Origin of the sequence: Roseburia yibonii, assembly GCF_014297335.1 — a bacterium.
Classification (GTDB): Bacteria; Bacillota; Clostridia; order Lachnospirales; family Lachnospiraceae; genus Roseburia_D; species Roseburia_D yibonii.
The window spans coordinates 251,979-273,665 of record NZ_JACOQH010000002.1; the positions used below are offsets into that span (position 1 = coordinate 251,979).

A 21,687-nucleotide genomic window follows, 5' to 3' on the forward strand; every position below is an offset into this window, starting at 1 on the left:
GAATGAATACAAAATTAGCATTATCGGATGAAATCTTATTGACGGTGGACAAACCCGCCCGTTATATAGGAAATGAATTAAATATGGTAAAAAAAGATCCAACGCAGGTGGACATACGTTTCGCGATGTGTTTTCCGGATGTATATGAGATCGGAATGTCACATCTGGGCATGCAGATCCTGTATGATATGTTCAATCAGAGAGAAGATGTCTACTGTGAACGCGTGTTTTCACCGTGGCCGGATCTGCATAAGATCATGAAAGAGCAGCAGATCCCGCTTTTCGCGCTGGAAACCCAGGATGCAGTGAAAGACTTTGACTTCCTTGGAATTACGATCCAGTATGAGATGTGTTATACCAATATTTTACAGATCCTTGATCTGGCGCAGATTCCGTTTTACGCGAAAAACAGGGACTGGGATGTCCCGGTCGTGATCGGTGGCGGACCATGTACTTACAACCCGGAGCCGTTAGCGGATTTCTTTGATCTTTTTTATATTGGAGAGGGCGAGATCCGGTACGATCAGCTGTTTGCGCTTTACAAAGTCTGTCGAAAGAACGGTTCCTCGAGAGCTGAGTTTTTACATGAAGCCGCGAAAATTCCAGGTATGTATGTTCCGTCCCTCTATGAAGTGAGTTATAAGGAAGACGGCACGATAGAGGAAATGAAACCGGTATTTGAGGATGTACCGGCAAAGGTGGAAAAACAGGTCGTCATGGATCTGACTGATGCGCCTTACCCGGAAAAGCCGATCGTACCTTTTATCAAGGTGACGCAGGATCGTGTGGTTTTAGAGATCCAGCGCGGCTGTATCCGCGGGTGCCGTTTCTGTCAAGCGGGGATGATCTACCGGCCAAACCGCGAGAAAGATATTTCGGTCTTAAAAAAGCACGCTTACGAAATGTTAAAAAATACCGGACACGAGGAGATATCGCTCAGCTCGCTGAGCTCCAGTGATTACTCACAGTTAGAAGAACTGGTGAATTTCCTGATTGATAACTTCAAAGAAAAGGGAGTTAACATTTCGCTTCCATCCCTGCGTATCGATGCGTTTTCGCTGGATGTCATGGGAAAAGTACAGGATATCCGAAAAAGCAGCCTGACCTTTGCGCCGGAAGCCGGCTCACAGCGCCTTAGAAACGTGATCAACAAGGGACTGACGGAGGATGTCATTTTGCATGGCGCGGGAATGGCATTTGAAGGCGGATGGCAGAAGGTGAAATTGTATTTCATGCTTGGACTGCCGACGGAGACTCCTGAGGATATGCGTGCGATCGCGGAACTTGCCAATAAGATCGCGGTTCGTTATTATGAGATCCCGAAGGATCAGCGAAACGGAAAATGTCAGATCACGATCAGTACTTCCTTCTTTGTTCCAAAGCCGTTCACCCCGTTCCAGTGGGCGAGAATGTACGATAAGGATAATTACCTTGGCAGGGCAAAGATCGTAAATGACGCGGTAAAAGAGCAGCTGAACCGTAAGAGTATCAAATATAACTGGCATGAGGCGGATGTCACGGTTCTTGAGGGAATCTTTGCAAGAGGCGACCGAAAAGTCGGACAGGCAATCTTAAAAGCCTATGAAAACGGATGTATCTTTGACGCATGGTCCGAATTTTTTGACAACAACAGATGGATCGAAACGTTTAAAGAGATCGGAATGGATCCTGATTTTTACACAATGCGGGAACGCTCGTTGGATGAAGTGTTCCCATGGGATTTCATCGATGCCGGTGTTACAAAAGAATTTATGATCCGCCAGTGGAAGACCGCAATGGAGGAGAAAGTCACGCCAAACTGCCGGATGCAGTGTTCCGGCTGCGGCGCTATGAATTATAAAGGAGGTGTCTGCTTTGAAGGTAAGAATTAAATTTGCAAAATCCAGTGTCATGAAATTTATCGGACATCTGGATATGATGCGTTATTTCCAGAAGGCAATGCGCAGGGCAGACATCGATATCAAATATTCCGAAGGCTTTTCGCCGCATCAGATCATGTCTTTTGCAGCACCGCTCGGTGTCGGTATTACCAGTGACGGTGAATATCTCGATATCGAGGTGAATTCAACGGAAACCACGGAACAGTCGATCGTAAACCTGAATAGCGCGATGGTTGACGGCGTCAAAATCTTAGAATATAAAAAGCTTCCGGATCCTGCGAAGAACGCCATGTCCATTGTCGCGGCGGCAGATTATAAGATTTATATCAAGGACGGCTACGAGAATCCCTGTTCTGTCGAAGAATGGCGCAGCCGGTTAAATACATTTTTTTATGACAGAGCAGAAGTGTTGATCACGAAAAAAACGAAAAAAAGTGAAAAAGTCATGGATCTAAAGCAGCTGGTTTACGATTTTAAGATTTTGGAAGAACAGGGGAAACCTGTTTTTTATCTTAAAGTCTGTACCGGCAGTACGAATAATTTGAAGCCGGAACTCGTTTTACAGGCGTTCTATGAATTCCTTTCCTTAGAATATCAAGAGTTTGCGTTCCAGATCCATCGTCTGGATGTGTATGCGCAGGATGAAAAACAGGGATTCCTGCCGCTTGGCGCGCTGGGAGAAGATATTACGGCTTCCGACATTTAAAACCTGTGATGCGTGATGAAAGGGGGAGAAACAGATGAAAAAAAAACTGGTGCTCACCAGACAGACGCTTTCACCGGAACTGCTTGCGCTTGCAGGCGTACCGGCACAGTTGCGGAACGAGGATAAAAGCGTTTCTTACTGGATCACTGCGACCTATGAAGATGATGTGCTGCGGGGGCTGTCCTGCATTCCGGCAGACCAGATGTCCATTCTCGGCAACATTTATATAGGAAGAGTTTCCAACGTGGTAAAAAATCTAAATGCCGCGTTCATTCAGATCACCGCGGATGGCGGGCAGGGCTATTATCCGATGGAGAAGCAAAAAAATCCGATATTTACAAAAAAAATCGGGAAGAAACCGCTCTGCATCGGGGATGAACTCTTAGTCCAGGTGGAAAAAGAAGCCATGAAGACGAAAGATCCGGTTCTGTCCACCAATCTGAATTTTACCGGAAATTATCTGGTGCTGACTACGGAAAATACAAAACTCGGGATCTCATCCAAATTAGAGCACGATGCCCGGTTGCATTTCCGTGAATTGCTGGAAGCGCATAAAAAGGATGAATATGGCTTAATTGTTCGAACAAACGCGAAAAATGCAGCTGACAATGAAATATTGCAGGAACTGGAAGAACTGGAGCAGGAATTTATGCATATAAAGGAGACTGCGGTGCATAAGACCTGTTTCAGTCTGATCCATCAGCCGGAGCATGGGTTTCGAAAGACCCTGCAGGATGCCGATCTCGCCTCCCTCACAGAGATCGTAACGGATGACCGGGAAGCGTATCTTTCAATCACTTCCTATTATGAGAAGAATCCGAATTTTGCCGGGCAGGTAAGAATGTATGAGGATCCCATGCTGCCGCTTTTTAAGCTCTATTCACTGGAACGGGAACTCCGTGACGCCTTAAGAGAGCGGGTATGGCTGAAGTCCGGTGCCTATCTTGTGATCCAGCCAACCGAGGCTCTGACCGTCATTGATGTCAACAGCGGAAAGAATATCGCCAAAAAATCTGCTGCCGAGAATTTTAAAAAGATCAACCTTGAGGCGGCAGGAGAGATTGCAAGACAGCTCAGGCTGCGCAACATATCCGGTATCTGTATTGTGGATTTCATCAATATGGACAGTGAGGAAGCAAAAGCAGAACTGATGCATGCATTCCGCACGGAGTTAAAAAAAGATCCGGTGCCGGTTCAGCTTATCGATATTACAAAACTCGGGCTTGTGGAGCTAACCCGAAAGAAAGTACAAAAAACATTGCGCGAACAAATTAATTTTCAAAAAAGTGTTGACGAATAGGGGCTTGTATGCTATTCTCTAATAGTATGCCGCACAGTGAGGTTATAAGTCTGTAGAAATACAGCACCGCAACTGGCGAGTAATGATAAATAGGAGGTGCCATATGTACGCAATTATAGCAACAGGTGGTAAACAGTACAAAGTATCCGAAGGCGATATCATTACCATTGAAAAACTTGGTGCAGAAGCCGGAGAGACTGTAACATTTGATCAGGTTTTAGCTGTAAACAACGGTAAATTAGTAGTTGGAGATCCGACAGTCGCTAACGCAACCGTTACTGCTTCCGTTGTAAAAGAAGGAAGAGCAAAGAAAGTTATCGTTTACAAGTACAAGAGAAAATCTGGATATCACAAGAAAAACGGTCACAGACAGGCGTTCACTCAGGTTAAGATCGAAAAAATTAATGGCTAATCGATAAGGGAATTGTTATGGTTAAAGTAACGATTTACAAAGATCCAGACGGACGGTATGAGGGTTTTGACTGTACCGGTCATGCGCGTTACGCGGATGTCGGTCAGGATATCGTTTGTGCGGGAGTTTCGGCTCTTGTCATCAATACGATCAATTCTGTTGAAAATTTAACAGAGAACGCCGCAGAAGCCGAGTCAGATGAGGAAACCGGTGAGATCCGGTTCCGGTTCAAAGGACAGGCGGATGCCAACGGAAAACTTCTCATGGATTCCCTGGTCTTAGGCTTAGAGGGAATACAGGTAAATTACGGGAACAATTATCTCGTTCTCAAGATCAAGGAGGTGTAGGTCATGTTAAATATGAACCTTCAGTTTTTTGCTCATAAAAAGGGAGTTGGTTCTACCAAGAACGGTAGAGATTCCGAGTCCAAGAGATTAGGAGCAAAAAGAGCAGACGGACAATTTGTAAAAGCTGGAAACATCTTATACAGACAGCGTGGAACAAAGATTCATCCGGGAACGAACGTAGGAATCGGCGGAGATGATACTTTATTCGCACTGACAGACGGTGTATTAAGATTCGAGAGAAAAGGAAGAGACAAGAAAGTAGCTTCCGTTTATCCAGTATCTACAAACGAATAAGAATTACTTTTATGAGGCTGTTATTATTGTTTAACAGCCTCATTTTAAAATCATAGAATATTATCGTTAGAATTGAGGTAAAATATTATGTTTGCCGACAGCGCAAAAATAATTATCAAATCAGGAAAGGGCGGAGACGGTCATGTCAGTTTCCGTCGTGAAAAATATGTACCAAACGGCGGTCCGGATGGCGGAGACGGCGGAAAAGGCGGAGACATCATTTTTGTCGTTGATGAGGGAATGAATACCCTAAACGATTTCCGTCACAAGCGCAAATACGCTGCCCAGAGCGGTGAAGAAGGCAAGAAGCGCAACTGTCACGGAAGAAAGGGCGAAGACCTTATCATCAAAGTTCCGGAAGGAACGATCATCCGGGATGCCGAGACCGATCAGGTCATTGCGGATATGTCCGGTGATAACAGACGCCAGATCGTGTTAAAAGGCGGAAACGGCGGTCTTGGCAATCAACATTTTGCGACTTCATCCATGCAGGCACCGAAATACGCGCAGCCCGGACAGGAAGCTATTGAGCTTGAGGTTCGCCTGGAATTAAAGGTGATCGCGGATGTCGGACTGATCGGATTTCCGAATGTCGGAAAATCAACACTGATCTCTCATGTGACCAACGCAACACCGACGATCGCAAACTATCACTTTACAACATTAAATCCGATCCTCGGCGTTGTGGATCTTGGTGATGGCAGGGGATTTGTCATGGCAGATATCCCAGGACTGATCGAGGGCGCTTCGGAAGGAATTGGTCTTGGACATGAATTTTTAAAACACATTGAGCGTACCAAAGTGCTGATCCATGTAGTGGATGCGGCAGGAACGGAAGGCCGTGATCCGATCGCGGACATTTATGCGATCAACAAGGAACTTGAAGCATATAATCCGGAACTTTTAAAGAAACCGCAGGTAATTGCAGCCAATAAGATCGATGCCATTCCAAACGGTGAGAATGAGATCTTAGACAAGCTCAGAGCAGAATTTGAACCGAAGGGAATGAAGCTGTTCCCTATTTCCGCAGTCAGCGGAAAGGGCTTAAAAGAGCTTTTATATCATGTAGAGGAGCTCCTTTCCGGTCTGGATGACAAACCGATCATCTATGAGCAGGAATTTTTCCCGGAACTGCATTTCCTGAACAATGACGCATATACGATCACCCGTGCAGACGACGGTGCTTTCGAACTGGAAGGCCCTAAGATCGAAAAAATGCTGGGTTATACCAATATCGATTCCGAGAAGGGATTTATGTTTTTCCAGCGTTTCTTAAAAGAACAGGGAATCTTAAAAGAATTGGAAAAAATGGGAATTGAAGACGGAGATACCGTCCGTATGTACGGTATGGAATTTGACTATTATCAGTCTTAAATTCGTGAAAGGAGAACGAATAACGATGACGAGCAAACAGCGTTCTTATTTAAAGAGCCTTGCAAGCACGATGAATCCGCTTTTTCAGATCGGCAAATCCTCTCTGACACCGGAAATCGTTGCCGCTTTGGATGAGGCTCTTGAAAAACGTGAACTGATTAAAGTAAATGTATTAAAAAACTGTATCGATGATCCGAATGAGATCGCGGCAGTGATCGGTGAACGGACCCATTCTGAAGTCGTTCAGGTTATTGGTAAAAAGATGGTATTCTATCGTCCTGCCAAGAAGCCAAAGATCGAACTTCCGAAATAAGAAAGAAGGACTGGCGTATGGATACAAAGCCGGATGGATTAAAAATCGGTATTATGGGCGGTACCTTTGATCCGATTCATTACGGTCATCTGATGATTGCAGAAAATGCAGCCGAACAATTCGGACTGGATCAGATCTGGTTTATGCCAAACGGAAATCCGCCGCACAAAAGAAACAGCAATATTACATCTGCCGAACACCGGTGTGCCATGGTAGAACTTGCGATCGCGGGAAATCTGCGCTTTACGTTAAGCAGACGTGAAGTGGATGCAGACGGTGTCTGTTATACCTATGAAACCCTGGCAAGCCTGCACGAAGAGTGTCCGGATGACCGGTTTTATTTTATCATGGGAGCGGACTCCCTGTCGGAATTTGAAAGCTGGAGAAATCCGGATATCATCTGTCAGAATGCGGTGATCCTTGCGGCGGTTCGTGACCTGACCGATGATGGAGCATTGCAGGATCAGATCCGGCATCTGACCGAAAAATATCAGGCAGAGATCTTTCGTATACAGACGCCTAATTTTTCCATCTCATCCCATAATATCAGAAAGCGGTGTGCCGAGCAGACTTCCATACGGTATCTGCTGCCGGATCGCGTGAGGGAATATATTGCCGCAAATAACTTATATTGCGGTGCAAAGAAGGAGTGAATACAAAAATGTCAGAAACATCGATGGACGAAATCAGAAAAAGCTTAAAAAAAGAACTGGACAAATCCAGATACGAACACACCATGGGTGTGATGTATACGGCGGCAGCGCTTGCCATGGCGCATGGTGCGGATCAGAAAAAAGCGATGCTTGCCGGACTTCTTCACGACTGCGCAAAATGTATTCCAAATGAGGAAAAGATGGAACTGTGTAAAAAATATCATATCGAACTGACACAGGCGGAGATCGATAATCCGGCACTGATCCACGCAAAACTCGGCGCGTTTCTTGCCAGAAAAAAATATCATGTGACAGATGAGGAGGTTTTGCATGCGATCCTGGTACACACGACCGGTGAGCCAGGCATGAACCTGCTCGATAAGATCATTTATATTGCAGATTATATTGAGCCGGGACGTGACAAAGCGAAAAATCTCCCGGTTGTCCGGCCGCTTTGCTTTCGAGATCTGGATGCGGCACTGTTAAAGATCCTCAGCGATACTCTCGATTACTTAAAGAGCACCGGTAAGGAGATCGATCCGCTGACGGAACAGACGTGTCAGTATTATAAAGCAAAAGCGGAAGAAAAATAAGATATATTCCCATCAGGTCTGTGTGGGGCTGAAAATAAAAGATAACGTGAAGAACATAAAGTATAAAAAAGGAGGCATTCTATGGAACAGGCAAAGGAAATGGCAAAACTTGCTGTAACGGCACTGGAAGAAAAGAAGGCAGAAGATGTAAAAGTGATCGATATCCGTGATGTGTCAACGATTGCGGATTATTTTATCATTGCAAACGGATCAAACCAGAATCAGCTGCAGGCGATGCGTGATGCAGTAGATGAGGAATTATATAAAGCAGGTTATACCGCAAAGCAGATCGAAGGAAATTCTTATTCCACCTGGATATTGATGGATTACGGTGACATTATTGTTCATGTATTCTCCAAGGAAGATCGTTTGTTTTATGATCTGGAACGTATCTGGAAAGACGGAAAAGAGATCAGTGTGGCAGATCTGTAAGGATCCCATTCTGATATGGGAATGAAAAGATAGAAGAAGGTGAGTGCAGAATATGACATCTGCACTTACCTTTTTGCTTTAAGAGAAGAAACGGAAAACTCCGAATACTTTTCCGAGGATCGAACATTCATCCACAATGATCGGATCCATCGTATCGTTTTCCGGCTGCAGGCGATAATGTCCGTCTTCCTTATAATAAGTCTTTACTGTTGCGGAATCATCCACCAGCGCAACAACGATCTCTCCGTTTGAAGCGGTTGACTGGCGTTCTACCAGAATATGATCTCCATCAAGGATACCTGCATTGATCATGCTTTCGCCTTTTACCTTTAACATGAAGGTTTCCTGATTCGGCATATATTCCGCAGGAATCGGGAAATAATTTTCGATGTTCTGTACGGCAAGGAGCGGCTGACCTGCGGCTACATTGCCGATGACCGGCACATTTACCATCTCGCGGCGTGTAAGATTAAAGGTATCATCCATGATCTCGATCGCGCGCGGCTTGGTCGGATCTCTTCTGATATAACCGTTTTTCTCAAGGGTCTCAAGATGAGAGTGAACAGAAGATGTTGATTTTAGATGAACAGCTTCACAGATTTCACGAACAGCCGGCGGATATCCTTTGTTTAAGATTTCCTGTTTGATATATTCTAAAATTTCTTTTTGCTTTTCACTGATTTTTCCATTTGGCATATTGTGATCCTCCTTGTTTAATATAAAAATTGTATCATATCTGCCGGGAAAAAGCAAACACATATTCCGAAAATTTGTTCGAATTTTCTGTTGACAAACAAACGTTCCTGTCCTATAATACAAGCATAAAGAAAACAGATGTTCGCAACGAATGTTCGATATATGCGGATTGCGATAGGATATGGAGGGATTTTTTATGAACAGAAGAAGAAATGTTTGTGTTATGGAAAGAAGTGTTCTGGTATTTGGTGCCGCACTGATCGTATTTTTTCTTGCGGCGTTTCTGATCAGCGACCGGATCGAGGCATCCAGCATGACTTCCGATCAGCAAAGCTACAAGTATTACACCAGCATACAGGTAAAGCAGGGCGAATCCCTCTGGTCGATCGCCGGTCATTATATGTCTTCCGATTATTCGGATCGTGACGCTTATATGGAAGAAGTAAGGGACCTCAATCACTTGGACAGTGACGATATCCATGCAGGGGAATATCTTTTGATTCCTTATTATTCTTCCGAATATCTGTAATCGAAAAAATATTTGAATAAGCACGCTGGTGCCAAGCTCCCGGTTGTCTTTTTTCTAAAATGCGGATATAATAGGAAAGAGATAGGAGAGTTACTTTATGTTTAAATTTCTTTATGTGATTTTACGAAATTTATTTCGTGCACCTTATATGATTCCCCGTATGCGTTATGAGGCGGATCATCCGGAAAAATTTACGGAAGAGGAGCGTTACCGGCTGGTACGCCATGCGATTACGCTTATGATGCGTTCCGGGAAGATCGAGACCGAATGTTTCGGTCAGGAGAATCTCCCAAAGGATCAGGGGTATGTCATGTATCCGAACCATCAGGGAAAATATGATGCGCTTGGAATTATGATCTCACATCCCACGCCCTGTTCCCTGGTGATGGATAAAGCCAAATCCAATACCATTCTGGTCAGTGAATTTGTGGATCTGGTACAGGGAAAAAGACTGGAAAAAGATAATGTGCGTCAGGGAATGCAGATTATTCTTGAAGTGAGTGAAGATGTAAAAAATGGAATGAAATATATCCTGTTTCCGGAAGGCGGTTATGAGTTTAACAACAAAAACAAAGTGTGTGACTTTAAAGCCGGCAGCTTCAAATGCGCGGTTCGGGCGAAAGCTCCGATTGTTCCGGTTGTTCTGATCGATTCCTACAAAGTATTTAATACATTTCATCTTGGGAGTGTAAAAACACAGGTACATTTTCTGCCCCCGCTTTATTATGAAGACTATAAGGATCTGAAGACAAATCAGATCGCAGAGGTTGTAAAAGAGCGGATCGAGCAGAAAATGAATGAGATTACCGGATCTGCAGCGGCGCAGGATGCCTGATTTCCGTTAAGTTCTGTGTGGCGGCCAGCCGTCTATTTTTCCGCTTAAAATGGCAGTAAACATGCGATCTTTTGCTCCCGGATTGTCACGATTGATCTGACGCAGAAGATCCTTGGCGTACTGCCTTTTTGTTGCTCCGTCAACCGGACATGGATTTTTTACTACCGGCAGCCGGTTCTTGTGCATAAATCCGATCACATCGGCTTCCGCAACGTACATAAGCGGACGGATCACGGTAAGCCTGGTACGTTCCAGATATGTCTTGGGAGAAAACGCGTAAAATCTTCCTTCAAATATCATGGAAAGAAGCATCGTCTCTAAAATATCATCCCGGTGATGGGCATACGCAATCTTGTTGCAGCCCAGTTCCAGTGCCTTTTGGTTCAAAGCACCCTTGCGCAGTTTTGCACAAAGAGAACATGGATTTTCCAGCGCATTTTTTTCAAATACGATCCTGGCAATTTCTGTTTTTACCACATAATAAGGAACTTCCAGTTCCTGACACAGCTGTTTTACCGCATCCAGATGAAAATCAGGATAACCTAAATCTACGGTAATCGCTATAAGCGAAAATCGATTTGGATAGAAGCGCATCAGCCCATGCAGGGCATAGAGAAGTGTCAGGCTGTCTTTTCCACCGGAGATTCCCACTGCGATTTTATCTCCGCTTTGTATCATTTCATAATCATCCACTGCTTTTCGGGTAAAGCTGAGAAGTCTTTGTAGTTTCAATTTTGTTTCCCACTTTCTTGTCGTTTGTCATACGGTTATAAGTTTACGCCAGGCAGACAGATTCTGCAAGCAAATATTGGGTTGCATTTTTGGCTTGATTTCTTTAAAATTACGAATATATCATAAATAAAAAAGAGAGGGAAATGTCTTATGCGTTTTGTAATACAGCGGGTGACACAGGCATCTGTTACGGTAGATAACAAACAGATTGGAGCCATTGAGAAGGGCTTTTTGGTATTGATCGGAGTATCCGGGGAGGACACGAAAGAAATAGCGGATAAAATGATAAAAAAGCTGATCGGTATGCGTATTTTTGAAGATGAGAACGGAAAAACCAATCTTTCACTTGCGGATGTAAACGGAAGTATTCTTCTGGTATCCCAGTTTACGCTTTATGCGGACTGTAGAAAAGGAAATCGCCCGTCTTTTATCCGGGCAGGCGAACCTGGAATGGCGAAAGAACTGTATGAGTATATTATTGCGGAATGCAAAAAAAGTGTTCCGAATGTGGCACAGGGCGAATTTGGAGCAGATATGAAGGTAGAACTCTTAAATGATGGCCCATTCACGATTCTTTTAGATTCCGCAGAACTTTAAAATGGTAAAATCTTGTATACAAAAAAATCCAACCATACTTCAGTATTCCTATCGACTTATTAGGAATTTTATGGCATACTGTCAGTGAAAGAAACAAAGGCCTTTGATAATTTTCACTGAAACTGGAAACGATAAATAAGAAGTAGGAAAGGAAGGTAAATAGGATATGGTAAATATGAGAAAGATTGCAGTGATTGGCTGTGGATTTGTCGGTTCAAGCTGCGCATTTACATTGATGCAGAGTAATCTTTTTTCGGAAATGGTACTGATAGATGTAGACAAAGACCGGGCAGAGGGTGAAGCGATGGATATGAGCCATGGTTTGCCGTTTGAGACACCTATGAAGATCTATGCAGGTGAATATGAGGATATTGCGGACTGCGCAATCGTTATCATCACAGCAGGTGCAAATCAGAAACCGGATGAGACCCGTTTAGATCTTGTAGCCAAGAACGTCGGCATCTACAAACATATTATCCCGGAACTGGTGCGTGTTGGCTGCGAAGGCATTTTGCTCATCGTATCCAATCCGGTGGACATTCTCACCTATACCGCTTTAAAATTATCCGGTTTTCCGGAAAACCGTGTCATTGGCTCCGGAACCGTACTGGATACCGCACGTTTAAAATATCTGCTGGGTGAGCATTTAAAGATCGATAACCGTGGTGTCCACGCATTTATCATCGGAGAACACGGAGACAGCGAGCTTGCCGCATTCAGCAGCGCAAATGTATCCGGGATCAACTTAAATAAGTTTTGTGAGATGCGCGGATATTATAATCACGAAGAATCCATGCAGCGTATTTATGAAGATGTGCGTGACAGCGCATATAAGATCATCGAAAAGAAGCACGCAACCTATTATGGAGTAGCCATGGCGGTGCGAAGAATCTGTGAATCCATTGTACGGAATGAACATTCCATTCTTCCGATATCAAGCCTGACACACGGTGAATACGGACTTGAGGATGTTTGCCTGAGTCTTCCTGCCATTGTGAGCGCCAATGGGGTAGAAAAGATCGTGCCGATCTCGTTAAATGATGACGAATTGAAAAAGTTAAAAGATTCAGCGGCTGCGTTAAAGAAAGTCCTGGATGATGTTTTAGCTTAGTCCGGTGCAAATCGGAAAAAGAAAAACATCTTCTGTTCAATCCCGTGATGGGAAAAGGAGCAGAAGATGTTTCTTTTTTATTCCGGATAGATCAGATGCGCAGTGTCGATCGTATAAAGTGTCTGATCCAGATAACGTTTGGCGATATAATTTGCCATTCCGAGATTCATATCCAGATAATTTCCGCAGTCGCGTGGACTGGCACCCGGTACTTCACCTTTAAAATCGCGGATAAACTCAAACATTTCCGTCACGAGTTTTACAATATCTTTCGATTCATAATCACCGGCAAGAAGCAGATAAAAACCGGTACGGCATCCCATTGGCCCAAAGTATACGGTTTTGTCCTTAAATTCTGCGTGATTGCGTAAAAAAGTAGCTCCGAGATGTTCAATCGTATGAACCTCCGCAGTATTCATGACCGGTTCATCATTCGGTGCGGTCATACGAAGATCGAACGTGGTGATGACTTCCTGTCCGATATGATCTTTGCGGGAAACATATATCCCCGGCTCTAATTTGATATGATCAATCGTGAAACTTGCTATTTTTTCCATAATATAAAAGTCCTCCAGTTTCTTTTTTTATCTTTGTCCAATTTTATTTATTGTATCGGGAACATTACACATTGTCAATATCGTTTTTTTCGGGAGCAGATTTCCGAACGGAAACCGCATTCGCAGCCCGGCGCTTATGTTCATCCTCGATCGCCGCATAGTAATCGATCGTGGTATTTACATTTTCATGTCCAAGTACATCTGCAACCAGACGAATATCTCCGGTTTCGCGGTAGAGGGCAGTGCCATAGGTGCTGCGCAGCTTGTGCGGTGTGATCTTTTTCGATGGCACCGCCATCTTTGCGTATTTTTTTACCAGATTTTCAATGGCATCCACACTGATCCTCTTATTTTGCAGCGAATAGAAGAGGGCGTGCTCCTGGTCTTTTTCCGGGATGACACGGGCACGTTCTCCATCAATATAATTTTTCAGGACATCACAGACTTCAGCGCCAAAATATAAAACGTCCTGACCGCCGCCTTTTCGGACGATCGTCATGGAATTATCCGTAAAATTAATATCATTGATATCAAGCCCCGCGCATTCCGAAACGCGGATCCCGGTTCCAAGCATCAAAGTCAGAATGGCCAGATCACGCTGCATTGTGCGTTTGCAATAATTACGCTGGCGTTCACTCATTTGTTCATTTCCGTGTTCGATCGCGTCTAACAGAGCCGCAATTTCCTCAGAATTCATCCGAATGATGTTCTTATCCTTTTTGATCCGCGGCAGTTTCACCAGCGCCATGGGATTATTTTCAATATATCCATGCTCAAAATGATACTGAAACATACCACGCAGTGGAGACATTTTCCGGGCGATCGCCTTTTTCCCGTTTTCGTGTTTTTCGCCTTTATCATTCAGTTCCAGATAACGTTGATATTCAACAATGTCCTCGGAAGTAAGTCGTTCGATGTCCTCTAAATGAAAATCTTTTACCGCAACATCCTTAAAACGTGGATTCATTTCCTTAATATAACGGAAAAACGTAAGCAGATCATATGCATAGGAAATCAATGTGCTGGTTTGCGAAGAAACTTCCTTATCATAGAGATAATCCGTTGCGAAGCCCGGAAGCTCCGAAATCAGTTCCCGGAGTTTTAATGTTTGTTGTTTCTTTTTATCCTTATAATATTGGGAATCCCTGCCCATAGCCGGAAATCCTCCTTTCCTGATACTATCTGTGCTATCTATCGGAAAAACTGATATTTATCCGATAGATACACATAACCGAATAACAGCCTGTGCTGCTACATTTGACCGTACAGTTTACGTTTTTTTACCGGATCTGGCAGCATCCACAGGCTTTTTTCTAATTGATTTAAATGGCTGCCGCGATCACTTCATCAAAAAACTGATTTAAAAATTCTTCGTACAGCGATTGATAGGTATCATCAAAAATCTTTGTGATTTCTGATTTGGTGCCGCCGTTTTCCTCGAAAATAGCAAATGCCTCTTCGTAAATTGCAGGATTCTTTTCATAAAACAGTTCCGTCAACGTATCCTGGAATGTAAAAAGCGCCGTTTTGGAAAGATTTTCACGAAAATCATCCCTGGAGATCTGCGCGGCTTTTTCATAATCTTCATGGAAGATTTTACCGTTTTGTTCTTTATAGAAAGTCTCAAAATCACTTTTGACGTCTTCGTATGTCAGTGGTGTGTAATTCGTATGAAAAAACTTTTCAAAATCTGCTGCTGACTGATATTGTCCCATATTTCCTCCAAAATAAAGTGTGCGCTTACCGCACACTTTCGCGCGCGAGCGGTATGTTCAACATAAACTTCATCTCCGCGAGCTGCGCATCCCCGCGGAGCTTTTTTAAATCATAGGAAGGAATTTCCTATGATTTAAAAAAGCTGCCACAGAAACGGATCTGTGACAGCTCCTCTTCCCTGTTATTTATTTCTCTGTGCCTCTAAAAGATCACGGTAACGGATGATCATATCCACGCATCCGTCAATGCCAAGTTCACTGATATCAAGCGTCAGATGGTAGCTTCTGGAATCGCCCCACTTCTTGCTGGTATAATAATTATAATAGCTTGCACGCTGTTTGTCTTTTTTTGCAAGTGTGTCTTTAGCCTGTTTCTCATTCATGCCAAAACGCTTTTTCATATTCTCGATACGGTAATCCAGATCCGCATGTACAAACGCATTGATGCAGTTTGGATTGTCTGACAGTGCGTAATCCGCGCAGCGTCCAACCAATACACACGGTCCCTCTGAAGCAATCTTTTTGATCGCTTCGAACTGTGCCAGGAATACTTTGTGATTCAGTGGCATATCCAAAAACGGTGCAGATGAATAGCCATTGATCGAATAGGTATCCATAACCAGTGAATACAAAAAGCTGTTTGTTGGCTTTTCATCATGATTCTCAAATATTTCCTCACAAAAGCCACTCTGTTTTGCAGCTTCTGTTAAAAGTTCCTTATCATAACAGTTGATTCCGAGCTTTTCTGCCAGTGCAAATCCAACATTTTTTCCGTCACTTCCAAATTCACGTCCGATTGTATATACATAATCACGCATAAAACCACCCCTTTGTAAGCCTTGTTCTTTTTTGTATAGGATTATTATAATATATTTTTTTCGGAAAGTACATATGAAATCCTTTATTTTAGTTTTATTTTAGATTTCTCAGTAAATTTTCAAAATATTCAGGTAGCGGCGCGCTTACTTCCAGATACTCTCCTGTTGTCGGATGGATAAAGCCAAGCGTCATCGCATGCAGCGTCTGTCCCTGTAAACCATGCGCGTTCTTCTCTCCGCCATAAACAGTATCACCAAGCAGCGGATGCCCGATGCTCGCCATATGTACACGGATCTGATGTGTCCGCCCGGTTTCCAGTTCAAATTCCATGTAGGTGTGCTTTTTTAAGCGTTCCAAAACCTTATAATGCGTGACGGCAGGTTTTCCGTTCTTTTCATTGATCGCCATTTTTTTTCGATCTGTCGGATGTCTGCCGATCGCGCCGGTGATGGTTCCCTCATCATCCTTCACAATCCCGTTTACGATCCCGCGGTAACGGCGGGTAACGGAATGTGCTTTGATCTGTTCTGCGATCTTTATATGGCTCTCATCATTTTTGCACACGATCAGAGAGCCAGTCGTATCTTTGTCGATCCGGTGTACGATCCCCGGGCGTATTTCTCCGTTGATTCCGGAAAGACTGTCTTTGCAGTGAAATAAAACCGCATTTACCAGAGTACCGGAATAATGTCCGACCGACGGATGGACCACCATGCCCTTTGGCTTGTTTACCACAAGGACATCCGCATCCTCGTATAAGATGTCAAGCGGAATGTCCTCCGGCAGTATTTCAACCGATACCGCAGGTGGAATACGCACGGTGACAATATCGTCCGGCTGCAGTCTGAAATTGCTCTTTTCGGCATGTTCATTTACCGTAACCTGACCTTCTTTGATCAGTTTCTGAAAAAAGGTCCGGGACTGTGACGGATAAATCGTTGCAAGAAATTTATCCAGCCGTTCCCCGTCATACGGTTCCCCGACCTCAAAAGTCTGTAACTCCATCGATCCTCTCTTATCCTTTCTTTTTAGAAAAAATCCGTTCCAGATCTGCCTCTTTGTAATAAAACAGAATGAAAACGATCAGGGCGATCGTTGCGGTCGTCACATAGATATCCGCGACATTAAATATCGGGAAATTGATCAGTGAAAAATAAAAGAAATCCACGACAAAGCCCTGTCGCACACGGTCGATGAAATTCCCTGCCGCGCCGGCAAGAAACAATACCGCGATCACGCGCAGCGGCAGATACATTTTTTCTTTTGGGATCCTGATGTATATGACGCATACGAGAAGGAATAAAACGATCGTACTGATGATAAAAAAGACTCTTGCGCCCTGCATCATCCCAAATGCGGATCCGCGGTTTTCCAGGTATTGCAGTTCAAATACTCCACGGATCAGTGAAATCGCCGGCTGATCCTTCAAACGCACCACCGCCCAGATCTTGGTGAGCTGATCAAGCAGGATCAGTAAGATCACGCTTATACTTACGCGGATCAGATATTTTGTAGACATTTTTTTCATAAAAGCCTCCATTTACTATTTGTATTTTCGATATTCGACCTTCATTCTTCCTTTTTTAGTCTCTCCTGAAACAGCATCAAAAATAAATTTGCCATAGGAACGGACCGAAAGAATGTCTCCCGGTTTGCAGACATAGGTATTGTGCAGTGTTTCCCTGCCATTGATGCACACTTTCCCGCCGGTGATCATCGAAGACGCCGCGGAACGCGATAATTTACAGATACATGCAAGAAATGCATCCAGCCGGTTCGATGTGATGATCCCGCTTAAATGTTCAAATTCCGGTTGAATATCAGGGTTGTCCAAAACATCCGTTTCCGTAACTTTGACAACTGTATGTTTTACCTTTTCCAGCTGCTCTGTCACATAAGGTTTTACGGAATCCGCACAAAAAAGATATGCGGTGTTGTTCTTTAGCAGAATATCACCGATCTTCCCCCGCTCAATCCCCAGGTTCATCACCGCGCCTAAGATGTCACGATGTCCCAGCTTATCGGAAAATTTGGGATATGCCGGTTCTATTTTCAGGCACGAAAAAGGATATTCCCATTCATAATAAAGAGCGTCAGGACAAAAAGCTACCATCTGACGCTCCGCGTATTCATATCCGCCAGACATCTGAAACCCAGATGTAAGCATTCCTTCTGTCTGACGGAAAATATTCTGTTCATTTAAACCAAGGAAATCCGAAAACAGAACGATTCCCTTGTAATCTGCCTGTCTGGACAGATCCAAAAAACGCTTCTGAAGCAGTTGTTCTTCTTCTGTCATATTTCTTACCTGTAATCTGTCGTCTGGATTCCCGGCAGATCAAAAGAATCCATAATATCCTGGAAATCACCTGAAATATCTACCGTAGACGGTGTGATGATAAAGATATAGTTGGATATTTTCTGCAGGTTACCGCTGATCGCAAAGCAGGATCCGGAGGTGAAGTCAATGATACGCTGTGCGATCTCCACATCAAGTCCCTCTACATTCAATACAACGGTGCGGTTCATAAGAAGTGTCTCGGTGATCTCTCTTGCGTCTTCTACCGAAGTCGGCTTGATCACACAGACTTCCATGCCGGCTGCGGATATCTGCTTTCTGGACGGACGCATCGGCGTGATCTTCTGAGAAGTTCTTGCCGGCTTTTCACGCACTTCATTATCCGGCGCAAAATCATCCTCCGACTTGGAAAACAGCTTCTTTCTCGGCGCTTCGTCCTCTTCCTCGTCATAGTAATCGTCATCATAAAAATCATCCTCGTCATCCGGATTCAGACGCATAACATTTAAAAATTTATCAAACAGTCCCATGAATAATCTCCTATCACTTTCAAAAATATTTCACCATCAGTTGGCATTTGCGTAATTTCTTGCACCGAAAATGCCGGTACCGACGCGTACCATGGTCGCTCCCTCTTCAATCGCAACCATATAATCATTGGTCATTCCCATAGACAGAATTTCCATATGTACATTATCAATGTTTTTGGAATCAATGTCAACAGATAATTGTTTCAGTCTGCGAAAATGCACGCGGTTTTCTTCCGGATCTTCCACAAACGGAGCGATCGTCATCAGTCCCTGGATGCGCACATTTTCAAGAGAAGCAATCTCCTCTACAAGCCGCAGCGTTTCTTCCGGACGTACTCCGAATTTGGTATCCTCGCCTGCCACATTTACTTCAATGAGGATCGGCACTGTAACCTGATGCTTTTTCGCCTGGATATTGATCTCCTCCGCGAGGCGATAAGAATCTACGGAGTGGATAAGGCTTACCTTGCCCACAATATATTTTACCTTGTTGCGCTGAAGATGACCGATCATATGCCATTTGATGTCAGCCGGAAGCTGATCGTATTTTTCCGTCAGCTCCTGCACTTTGTTTTCGCCAAAGGTACGGATCCCTTCCGCGTAAATTTCTTCAAGCATGGAGACTGGTTTGGTCTTGCTCACCGCGATCAGTGTTACATCCTCACGGTTTCTGCCTGCCTTTTCGCAGGCGGTCATGATGTTTGCTTCTACTTCCTTTAAATTGTCTTTTAACATAATCTAACACCTCTAATTTATTAAATCATTTTCATTTACTTTGCTGCCATCTAATGCGATGTGGTCATACAGGGAAAGACCGTAGCTTGTTCCGGTCTCCACAATGGAATATTCCTCATTCTGATACAGAATGCTGATCTGCTTGAACACGGCATATCCTTTGTTGATGTTGTAAACGCCCTGCAATTTCGCGGTTTCACCCACGGTATAGGTTTCATTGGAATCCGGCCGCTGCAGCACGGTTCCTGCATGCACTTCATCTTCATCGATATAATAAGAATCCTCGGTCTCGTAATAAAGCGATGTCGCGATAAAATTGATACTGCCGGTTGCGGGATCTTTGATCATCACGCCCTTGCCGGAAGAATCCTGTGCCTTTGCGAAATATTCTTTCGGCACTTTGAAAAATTCTTTTTCGGTAATGGCGGTGTTCGGGATCTTCAGTCCGCTCTCCTTATTTAAAAGAAGCTCGATTTCTATAAAACGTTCCTGCACATAACGAACCATGGAGTTGTTCAGTTTCAGGAACAGATAATAGCCATCCGAGATCTGCCGCTCCTCAAAATTTACCCACAGTGTCCTGCCATCTTCGGTAAATTCGATCTGGACTGCTGATTCATCGGTCAGCCGCTCATAGACATCCCGTGTCACCGGAACTATGATATTCCAGGTTTCATCCGTCACGAGTTTATAAAGCGGATCTCCGGCTGCAACTTTTTCTTTCATCTTAAGATTATTTTTATTATAATCCAGTTCATTTAGCATATCCGGCTCAAACGTGTCCACGGTGACATTTTCATAACCATCGGTATAATACGCAACAATCCCGGGGATCTGCGCGTAGCCCAAGTGAAACGTATTGTTTGCCTGTGCGTATGCCGTATAATCTCCGATCGTATCCAAAGCGTTCAGATTCAGTGCTTCCATGATCTGCGCGTCTACATTCTCTTTAAAGGAATATACATTATAAAAAGAATTGGCATCATAGGCTTTATCAAATTCACCGACCACTTCACCGATCTCATTTAAATTTGATTTTGAGAGTTCACTCTGTCCCAAAGAAGCTTCCTTGATCTGGTTTGCAATATCTCCGCTCTCATCAATGGAATAGACCAACGTGTTATAGCTGGCTTTTCGCACGTCCTTCAGATAATAATTGACATAGCCCGCCGTATCCGCGTACACCACATTCTCGCTGCGGAGCGCAAGTCCGTTGTAGGTATTGTTTTCCGCGATCGTTCCCTGCTCCACTTCATACACGGAAATGCGCGTTTTTGTAAAATAACTGAATATATTAAAAAGAATATAGATAAAAATAATAACAAAAATCACAACACCGATATTTAAGCTGAACGGTTTTTTGTAATTTACAATTTTTTTATTCTTTGACAAAATAATACCGCCTTTATCATGAACTCCTGTCCATTTTAGCATTTTCCAAATTAGAATACAATGTTTTTCCCATGTATGATTTGGGAAAAAGGTGACATACTATTCCAAAAGGAGGATACACTTATGAGTTCAAGAGGATTAGACTATACGTTACTTACCTTTGTGCTAATCGGTGCCATTAACTGGGGACTGATCGGATTTTTCCGCTTTGACCTGGTAGCGTTTCTGTTTGGAAACATGTCATGGCTTTCCCGTATTGTTTACGGAATTGTCGGCATCAGCGGTCTGTATCTGCTCAGTGCCTACGGACGCATTCGTGCCGTAAACGAAGCATAATCCGGTAAAAAAGGTGTCTTAGGCCAACGCTTAAGACACCTTCCTTTATGCAGATATACCTGTTACAGAGAAAGAATAATTCTTGCCCGCGCACATTCCGGTAAATCCTTTTCGTCCTTTGACACACTGAGCACAAATTTTACGGAAAACTTTTCACTGATGATATCCAGCTTTTTGATCGCGTATGTCATTTCATCTTCTTTTAAGGACGAAATGGTAAGAAAGCTGTCCAGATACATTTCTTCCATATCATGATCCTGAGATAAAATACCACAGAGAAATCCCATAAATTCATCACAATTTGAAATCGGATATTCTGCCACATCGATCAGACGGATCCGATTGTTCAGTTCATACATATGTTTCGGACTTTTGTCCAGATACACGATGCTGCCCTTTGCTGTTTTTACCGTCCGATTGACTTTGTCCAGTAAATATTTGGTCTTTCCTTTTCCTTTTTCTCCTGCGATAATTTCTATCATTGGCGTCTCCTCCCGGTA

General features: G+C 43.7%; 29 protein-coding genes. 16 read left to right on the forward strand and 13 right to left on the reverse strand.

What is annotated here, in order from left to right; genetic code table 11:
• Positions 1-2 precede the first annotated feature (2 nt).
• From H8Z76_RS04030 to rsfS, 11 genes are all read left to right on the forward strand, one after another.
• Positions 3-1,871 carry a TIGR03960 family B12-binding radical SAM protein gene (locus tag H8Z76_RS04030; protein WP_186981730.1) on the forward strand — a complete coding sequence of 623 codons (1,869 nt, stop codon included), beginning with the start codon at positions 3-5 and terminating at the stop codon, positions 1,869-1,871.
• Positions 1,855-2,586 (forward strand): TIGR03936 family radical SAM-associated protein, encoded by a 732-nt coding sequence (locus H8Z76_RS04035; RefSeq protein ID WP_186981731.1) that lies wholly within the window; start codon positions 1,855-1,857, stop codon positions 2,584-2,586. Before H8Z76_RS04030 ends, H8Z76_RS04035 begins: the two co-directional genes overlap by 17 nt.
• A gap of 34 nt (positions 2,587-2,620) precedes the next feature.
• Positions 2,621-3,886, forward strand: coding sequence for a ribonuclease E/G (locus tag H8Z76_RS04040; RefSeq protein ID WP_243240417.1), 1,266 nt, complete (start codon positions 2,621-2,623; stop codon positions 3,884-3,886).
• Positions 3,887-3,989: 103 nt separating this feature from the next.
• Positions 3,990-4,298 carry a 50S ribosomal protein L21 gene (gene rplU, locus H8Z76_RS04045; RefSeq protein ID WP_022515784.1) on the forward strand — a complete coding sequence of 103 codons (309 nt, stop codon included), beginning with the start codon at positions 3,990-3,992 and terminating at the stop codon, positions 4,296-4,298.
• Between the two features lie 17 nt (positions 4,299-4,315).
• On the forward strand, positions 4,316-4,645 hold the full coding sequence (locus H8Z76_RS04050) for a ribosomal-processing cysteine protease Prp (protein WP_022515783.1): 330 nt from the start codon (positions 4,316-4,318) through the stop codon (positions 4,643-4,645).
• Between the two features lie 3 nt (positions 4,646-4,648).
• Positions 4,649-4,939, forward strand: a complete 291-nt coding sequence (gene rpmA, locus H8Z76_RS04055; protein ID WP_147618066.1) for a 50S ribosomal protein L27 — start codon at positions 4,649-4,651, stop codon at positions 4,937-4,939.
• A gap of 87 nt (positions 4,940-5,026) precedes the next feature.
• Complete coding sequence (obgE, locus tag H8Z76_RS04060; RefSeq protein ID WP_186981732.1) at positions 5,027-6,313, forward strand: GTPase ObgE; 1,287 nt, start codon at positions 5,027-5,029, stop codon at positions 6,311-6,313.
• 25 nt (positions 6,314-6,338) lie between these two features.
• A complete protein-coding gene (gene yhbY, locus H8Z76_RS04065) occupies positions 6,339-6,626 on the forward strand; it encodes a ribosome assembly RNA-binding protein YhbY (RefSeq protein WP_022515781.1) in 288 nt (95 codons plus the stop codon).
• A 17-nt stretch (positions 6,627-6,643) separates the two neighbouring features.
• Positions 6,644-7,279 (forward strand): nicotinate-nucleotide adenylyltransferase, encoded by a 636-nt coding sequence (nadD, locus tag H8Z76_RS04070; RefSeq protein ID WP_186981733.1) that lies wholly within the window; start codon positions 6,644-6,646, stop codon positions 7,277-7,279.
• An 8-nt stretch (positions 7,280-7,287) separates the two neighbouring features.
• Positions 7,288-7,872, forward strand: coding sequence for a bis(5'-nucleosyl)-tetraphosphatase (symmetrical) YqeK (yqeK, locus tag H8Z76_RS04075; RefSeq protein WP_022515779.1), 585 nt, complete (start codon positions 7,288-7,290; stop codon positions 7,870-7,872).
• An 81-nt stretch (positions 7,873-7,953) separates the two neighbouring features.
• Positions 7,954-8,304 (forward strand): ribosome silencing factor, encoded by a 351-nt coding sequence (gene rsfS / locus H8Z76_RS04080; RefSeq protein ID WP_022515778.1) that lies wholly within the window; start codon positions 7,954-7,956, stop codon positions 8,302-8,304.
• 78 nt (positions 8,305-8,382) lie between these two features.
• Here the strand turns inward: rsfS and lexA are convergent, their stop codons facing one another.
• Complete coding sequence (gene lexA / locus H8Z76_RS04085; protein ID WP_022515777.1) at positions 8,383-9,000, reverse strand: transcriptional repressor LexA; 618 nt, start codon at positions 8,998-9,000, stop codon at positions 8,383-8,385.
• Positions 9,001-9,196: 196 nt separating this feature from the next.
• Here lexA and H8Z76_RS04090 point away from each other — a divergent pair, with 196 nt between their 5' ends.
• Together H8Z76_RS04090 and H8Z76_RS04095 are read left to right on the forward strand one after the other, a co-directional pair.
• Positions 9,197-9,529 carry a LysM peptidoglycan-binding domain-containing protein gene (locus H8Z76_RS04090; protein WP_022515776.1) on the forward strand — a complete coding sequence of 111 codons (333 nt, stop codon included), beginning with the start codon at positions 9,197-9,199 and terminating at the stop codon, positions 9,527-9,529.
• Between the two features lie 97 nt (positions 9,530-9,626).
• Positions 9,627-10,364, forward strand: a complete 738-nt coding sequence (locus H8Z76_RS04095; RefSeq protein WP_186981734.1) for a lysophospholipid acyltransferase family protein — start codon at positions 9,627-9,629, stop codon at positions 10,362-10,364.
• Positions 10,365-10,370: 6 nt separating this feature from the next.
• Here the strand turns inward: H8Z76_RS04095 and H8Z76_RS04100 are convergent, their stop codons facing one another.
• Positions 10,371-11,096 (reverse strand): tRNA 2-thiocytidine biosynthesis TtcA family protein, encoded by a 726-nt coding sequence (locus H8Z76_RS04100; protein WP_186981735.1) that lies wholly within the window; start codon positions 11,094-11,096, stop codon positions 10,371-10,373.
• A 150-nt stretch (positions 11,097-11,246) separates the two neighbouring features.
• Between H8Z76_RS04100 and dtd the strand changes: the two genes are divergently transcribed.
• Together dtd and H8Z76_RS04110 are read left to right on the forward strand one after the other, a co-directional pair.
• Entirely contained in the window at positions 11,247-11,693 is a 447-nt protein-coding gene (gene dtd / locus H8Z76_RS04105) for a D-aminoacyl-tRNA deacylase (protein WP_186981736.1), read from the forward strand.
• Positions 11,694-11,859: 166 nt separating this feature from the next.
• The gene (locus H8Z76_RS04110; RefSeq protein ID WP_147618061.1) at positions 11,860-12,804 is read left to right on the forward strand and encodes an L-lactate dehydrogenase; all 945 of its coding nucleotides are present in this window, start codon (positions 11,860-11,862) and stop codon (positions 12,802-12,804) included.
• Positions 12,805-12,881: 77 nt separating this feature from the next.
• On the opposite strand, the gene H8Z76_RS04115 is transcribed toward H8Z76_RS04110, so the two are convergent.
• The 10 genes from H8Z76_RS04115 to H8Z76_RS04160 form a co-directional block, all read right to left on the reverse strand.
• Complete coding sequence (locus tag H8Z76_RS04115) at positions 12,882-13,361, reverse strand: S-ribosylhomocysteine lyase (RefSeq protein WP_022515772.1); 480 nt, start codon at positions 13,359-13,361, stop codon at positions 12,882-12,884.
• A 64-nt stretch (positions 13,362-13,425) separates the two neighbouring features.
• The gene (locus H8Z76_RS04120) at positions 13,426-14,514 is read right to left on the reverse strand and encodes a tyrosine-type recombinase/integrase (RefSeq protein ID WP_186981737.1); all 1,089 of its coding nucleotides are present in this window, start codon (positions 14,512-14,514) and stop codon (positions 13,426-13,428) included.
• Positions 14,515-14,683: 169 nt separating this feature from the next.
• Positions 14,684-15,076 (reverse strand): serine/threonine protein phosphatase, encoded by a 393-nt coding sequence (locus tag H8Z76_RS04125; protein WP_186981738.1) that lies wholly within the window; start codon positions 15,074-15,076, stop codon positions 14,684-14,686.
• Positions 15,077-15,258: 182 nt separating this feature from the next.
• Positions 15,259-15,894, reverse strand: coding sequence for a cytidylate kinase-like family protein (locus H8Z76_RS04130; protein ID WP_022515769.1), 636 nt, complete (start codon positions 15,892-15,894; stop codon positions 15,259-15,261).
• Positions 15,895-15,988: 94 nt separating this feature from the next.
• Positions 15,989-16,900 carry an RluA family pseudouridine synthase gene (locus H8Z76_RS04135; protein WP_186981739.1) on the reverse strand — a complete coding sequence of 304 codons (912 nt, stop codon included), beginning with the start codon at positions 16,898-16,900 and terminating at the stop codon, positions 15,989-15,991.
• A gap of 10 nt (positions 16,901-16,910) precedes the next feature.
• A complete protein-coding gene (lspA, locus tag H8Z76_RS04140) occupies positions 16,911-17,423 on the reverse strand; it encodes a signal peptidase II (protein ID WP_243240418.1) in 513 nt (170 codons plus the stop codon).
• A 15-nt stretch (positions 17,424-17,438) separates the two neighbouring features.
• Positions 17,439-18,194: a YlmH family RNA-binding protein gene (locus tag H8Z76_RS04145; RefSeq protein WP_186981740.1), complete on the reverse strand. Its 756-nt coding sequence runs from the start codon at positions 18,192-18,194 to the stop codon at positions 17,439-17,441.
• A gap of 5 nt (positions 18,195-18,199) precedes the next feature.
• Entirely contained in the window at positions 18,200-18,724 is a 525-nt protein-coding gene (locus H8Z76_RS04150; protein WP_022515764.1) for a cell division protein SepF, read from the reverse strand.
• Between the two features lie 36 nt (positions 18,725-18,760).
• Positions 18,761-19,459 carry a YggS family pyridoxal phosphate-dependent enzyme gene (locus tag H8Z76_RS04155; RefSeq protein ID WP_022515763.1) on the reverse strand — a complete coding sequence of 233 codons (699 nt, stop codon included), beginning with the start codon at positions 19,457-19,459 and terminating at the stop codon, positions 18,761-18,763.
• Positions 19,460-19,471: 12 nt separating this feature from the next.
• Positions 19,472-20,851, reverse strand: a complete 1,380-nt coding sequence (locus tag H8Z76_RS04160; protein WP_022515762.1) for an HlyD family efflux transporter periplasmic adaptor subunit — start codon at positions 20,849-20,851, stop codon at positions 19,472-19,474.
• Between the two features lie 123 nt (positions 20,852-20,974).
• On the opposite strand from H8Z76_RS04160, the gene H8Z76_RS04165 reads away from it, so the two are divergent.
• Entirely contained in the window at positions 20,975-21,187 is a 213-nt protein-coding gene (locus H8Z76_RS04165) for a DUF378 domain-containing protein (protein ID WP_022515761.1), read from the forward strand.
• A gap of 62 nt (positions 21,188-21,249) precedes the next feature.
• On the opposite strand, the gene H8Z76_RS04170 is transcribed toward H8Z76_RS04165, so the two are convergent.
• A complete protein-coding gene (locus H8Z76_RS04170) occupies positions 21,250-21,669 on the reverse strand; it encodes a twitching motility protein PilT (protein ID WP_186981741.1) in 420 nt (139 codons plus the stop codon).
• Positions 21,670-21,687: the final 18 nt, after the last annotated feature.

Bases quoted from the DNA above. Each gene is read 5' to 3' on its own strand.
- H8Z76_RS04030 (WP_186981730.1), top strand. From the start codon at position 3: ATGAATACAAAATTAGCATTATCGGATGAAATCTTATTGACGGTGGAC.
- H8Z76_RS04040 (WP_243240417.1), top strand. From the start codon at position 2,621: ATGAAAAAAAAACTGGTGCTCACCAGACAGACGCTTTCACCGGAACTG.
- rplU (WP_022515784.1), top strand. From the start codon at position 3,990: ATGTACGCAATTATAGCAACAGGTGGTAAACAGTACAAAGTATCCGAA.
- H8Z76_RS04050 (WP_022515783.1), top strand. From the start codon at position 4,316: ATGGTTAAAGTAACGATTTACAAAGATCCAGACGGACGGTATGAGGGT.
- rpmA (WP_147618066.1), top strand. From the start codon at position 4,649: ATGTTAAATATGAACCTTCAGTTTTTTGCTCATAAAAAGGGAGTTGGT.
- obgE (WP_186981732.1), top strand. From the start codon at position 5,027: ATGTTTGCCGACAGCGCAAAAATAATTATCAAATCAGGAAAGGGCGGA.
- yhbY (WP_022515781.1), top strand. From the start codon at position 6,339: ATGACGAGCAAACAGCGTTCTTATTTAAAGAGCCTTGCAAGCACGATG.
- nadD (WP_186981733.1), top strand. From the start codon at position 6,644: ATGGATACAAAGCCGGATGGATTAAAAATCGGTATTATGGGCGGTACC.
- yqeK (WP_022515779.1), top strand. From the start codon at position 7,288: ATGTCAGAAACATCGATGGACGAAATCAGAAAAAGCTTAAAAAAAGAA.
- rsfS (WP_022515778.1), top strand. From the start codon at position 7,954: ATGGAACAGGCAAAGGAAATGGCAAAACTTGCTGTAACGGCACTGGAA.
- lexA (WP_022515777.1), bottom strand. From the start codon at position 9,000: ATGCCAAATGGAAAAATCAGTGAAAAGCAAAAAGAAATTTTAGAATAT.
- H8Z76_RS04090 (WP_022515776.1), top strand. From the start codon at position 9,197: ATGAACAGAAGAAGAAATGTTTGTGTTATGGAAAGAAGTGTTCTGGTA.
- H8Z76_RS04095 (WP_186981734.1), top strand. From the start codon at position 9,627: ATGTTTAAATTTCTTTATGTGATTTTACGAAATTTATTTCGTGCACCT.
- dtd (WP_186981736.1), top strand. From the start codon at position 11,247: ATGCGTTTTGTAATACAGCGGGTGACACAGGCATCTGTTACGGTAGAT.
- H8Z76_RS04110 (WP_147618061.1), top strand. From the start codon at position 11,860: ATGGTAAATATGAGAAAGATTGCAGTGATTGGCTGTGGATTTGTCGGT.
- H8Z76_RS04115 (WP_022515772.1), bottom strand. From the start codon at position 13,361: ATGGAAAAAATAGCAAGTTTCACGATTGATCATATCAAATTAGAGCCG.
- H8Z76_RS04120 (WP_186981737.1), bottom strand. From the start codon at position 14,514: ATGGGCAGGGATTCCCAATATTATAAGGATAAAAAGAAACAACAAACA.
- H8Z76_RS04125 (WP_186981738.1), bottom strand. From the start codon at position 15,076: ATGGGACAATATCAGTCAGCAGCAGATTTTGAAAAGTTTTTTCATACG.
- H8Z76_RS04130 (WP_022515769.1), bottom strand. From the start codon at position 15,894: ATGCGTGATTATGTATATACAATCGGACGTGAATTTGGAAGTGACGGA.
- H8Z76_RS04135 (WP_186981739.1), bottom strand. From the start codon at position 16,900: ATGGAGTTACAGACTTTTGAGGTCGGGGAACCGTATGACGGGGAACGG.
- lspA (WP_243240418.1), bottom strand. From the start codon at position 17,423: ATGAAAAAAATGTCTACAAAATATCTGATCCGCGTAAGTATAAGCGTG.
- H8Z76_RS04145 (WP_186981740.1), bottom strand. From the start codon at position 18,194: ATGACAGAAGAAGAACAACTGCTTCAGAAGCGTTTTTTGGATCTGTCC.
- H8Z76_RS04150 (WP_022515764.1), bottom strand. From the start codon at position 18,724: ATGGGACTGTTTGATAAATTTTTAAATGTTATGCGTCTGAATCCGGAT.
- H8Z76_RS04155 (WP_022515763.1), bottom strand. From the start codon at position 19,459: ATGTTAAAAGACAATTTAAAGGAAGTAGAAGCAAACATCATGACCGCC.
- H8Z76_RS04165 (WP_022515761.1), top strand. From the start codon at position 20,975: ATGAGTTCAAGAGGATTAGACTATACGTTACTTACCTTTGTGCTAATC.
- H8Z76_RS04170 (WP_186981741.1), bottom strand. From the start codon at position 21,669: ATGATAGAAATTATCGCAGGAGAAAAAGGAAAAGGAAAGACCAAATAT.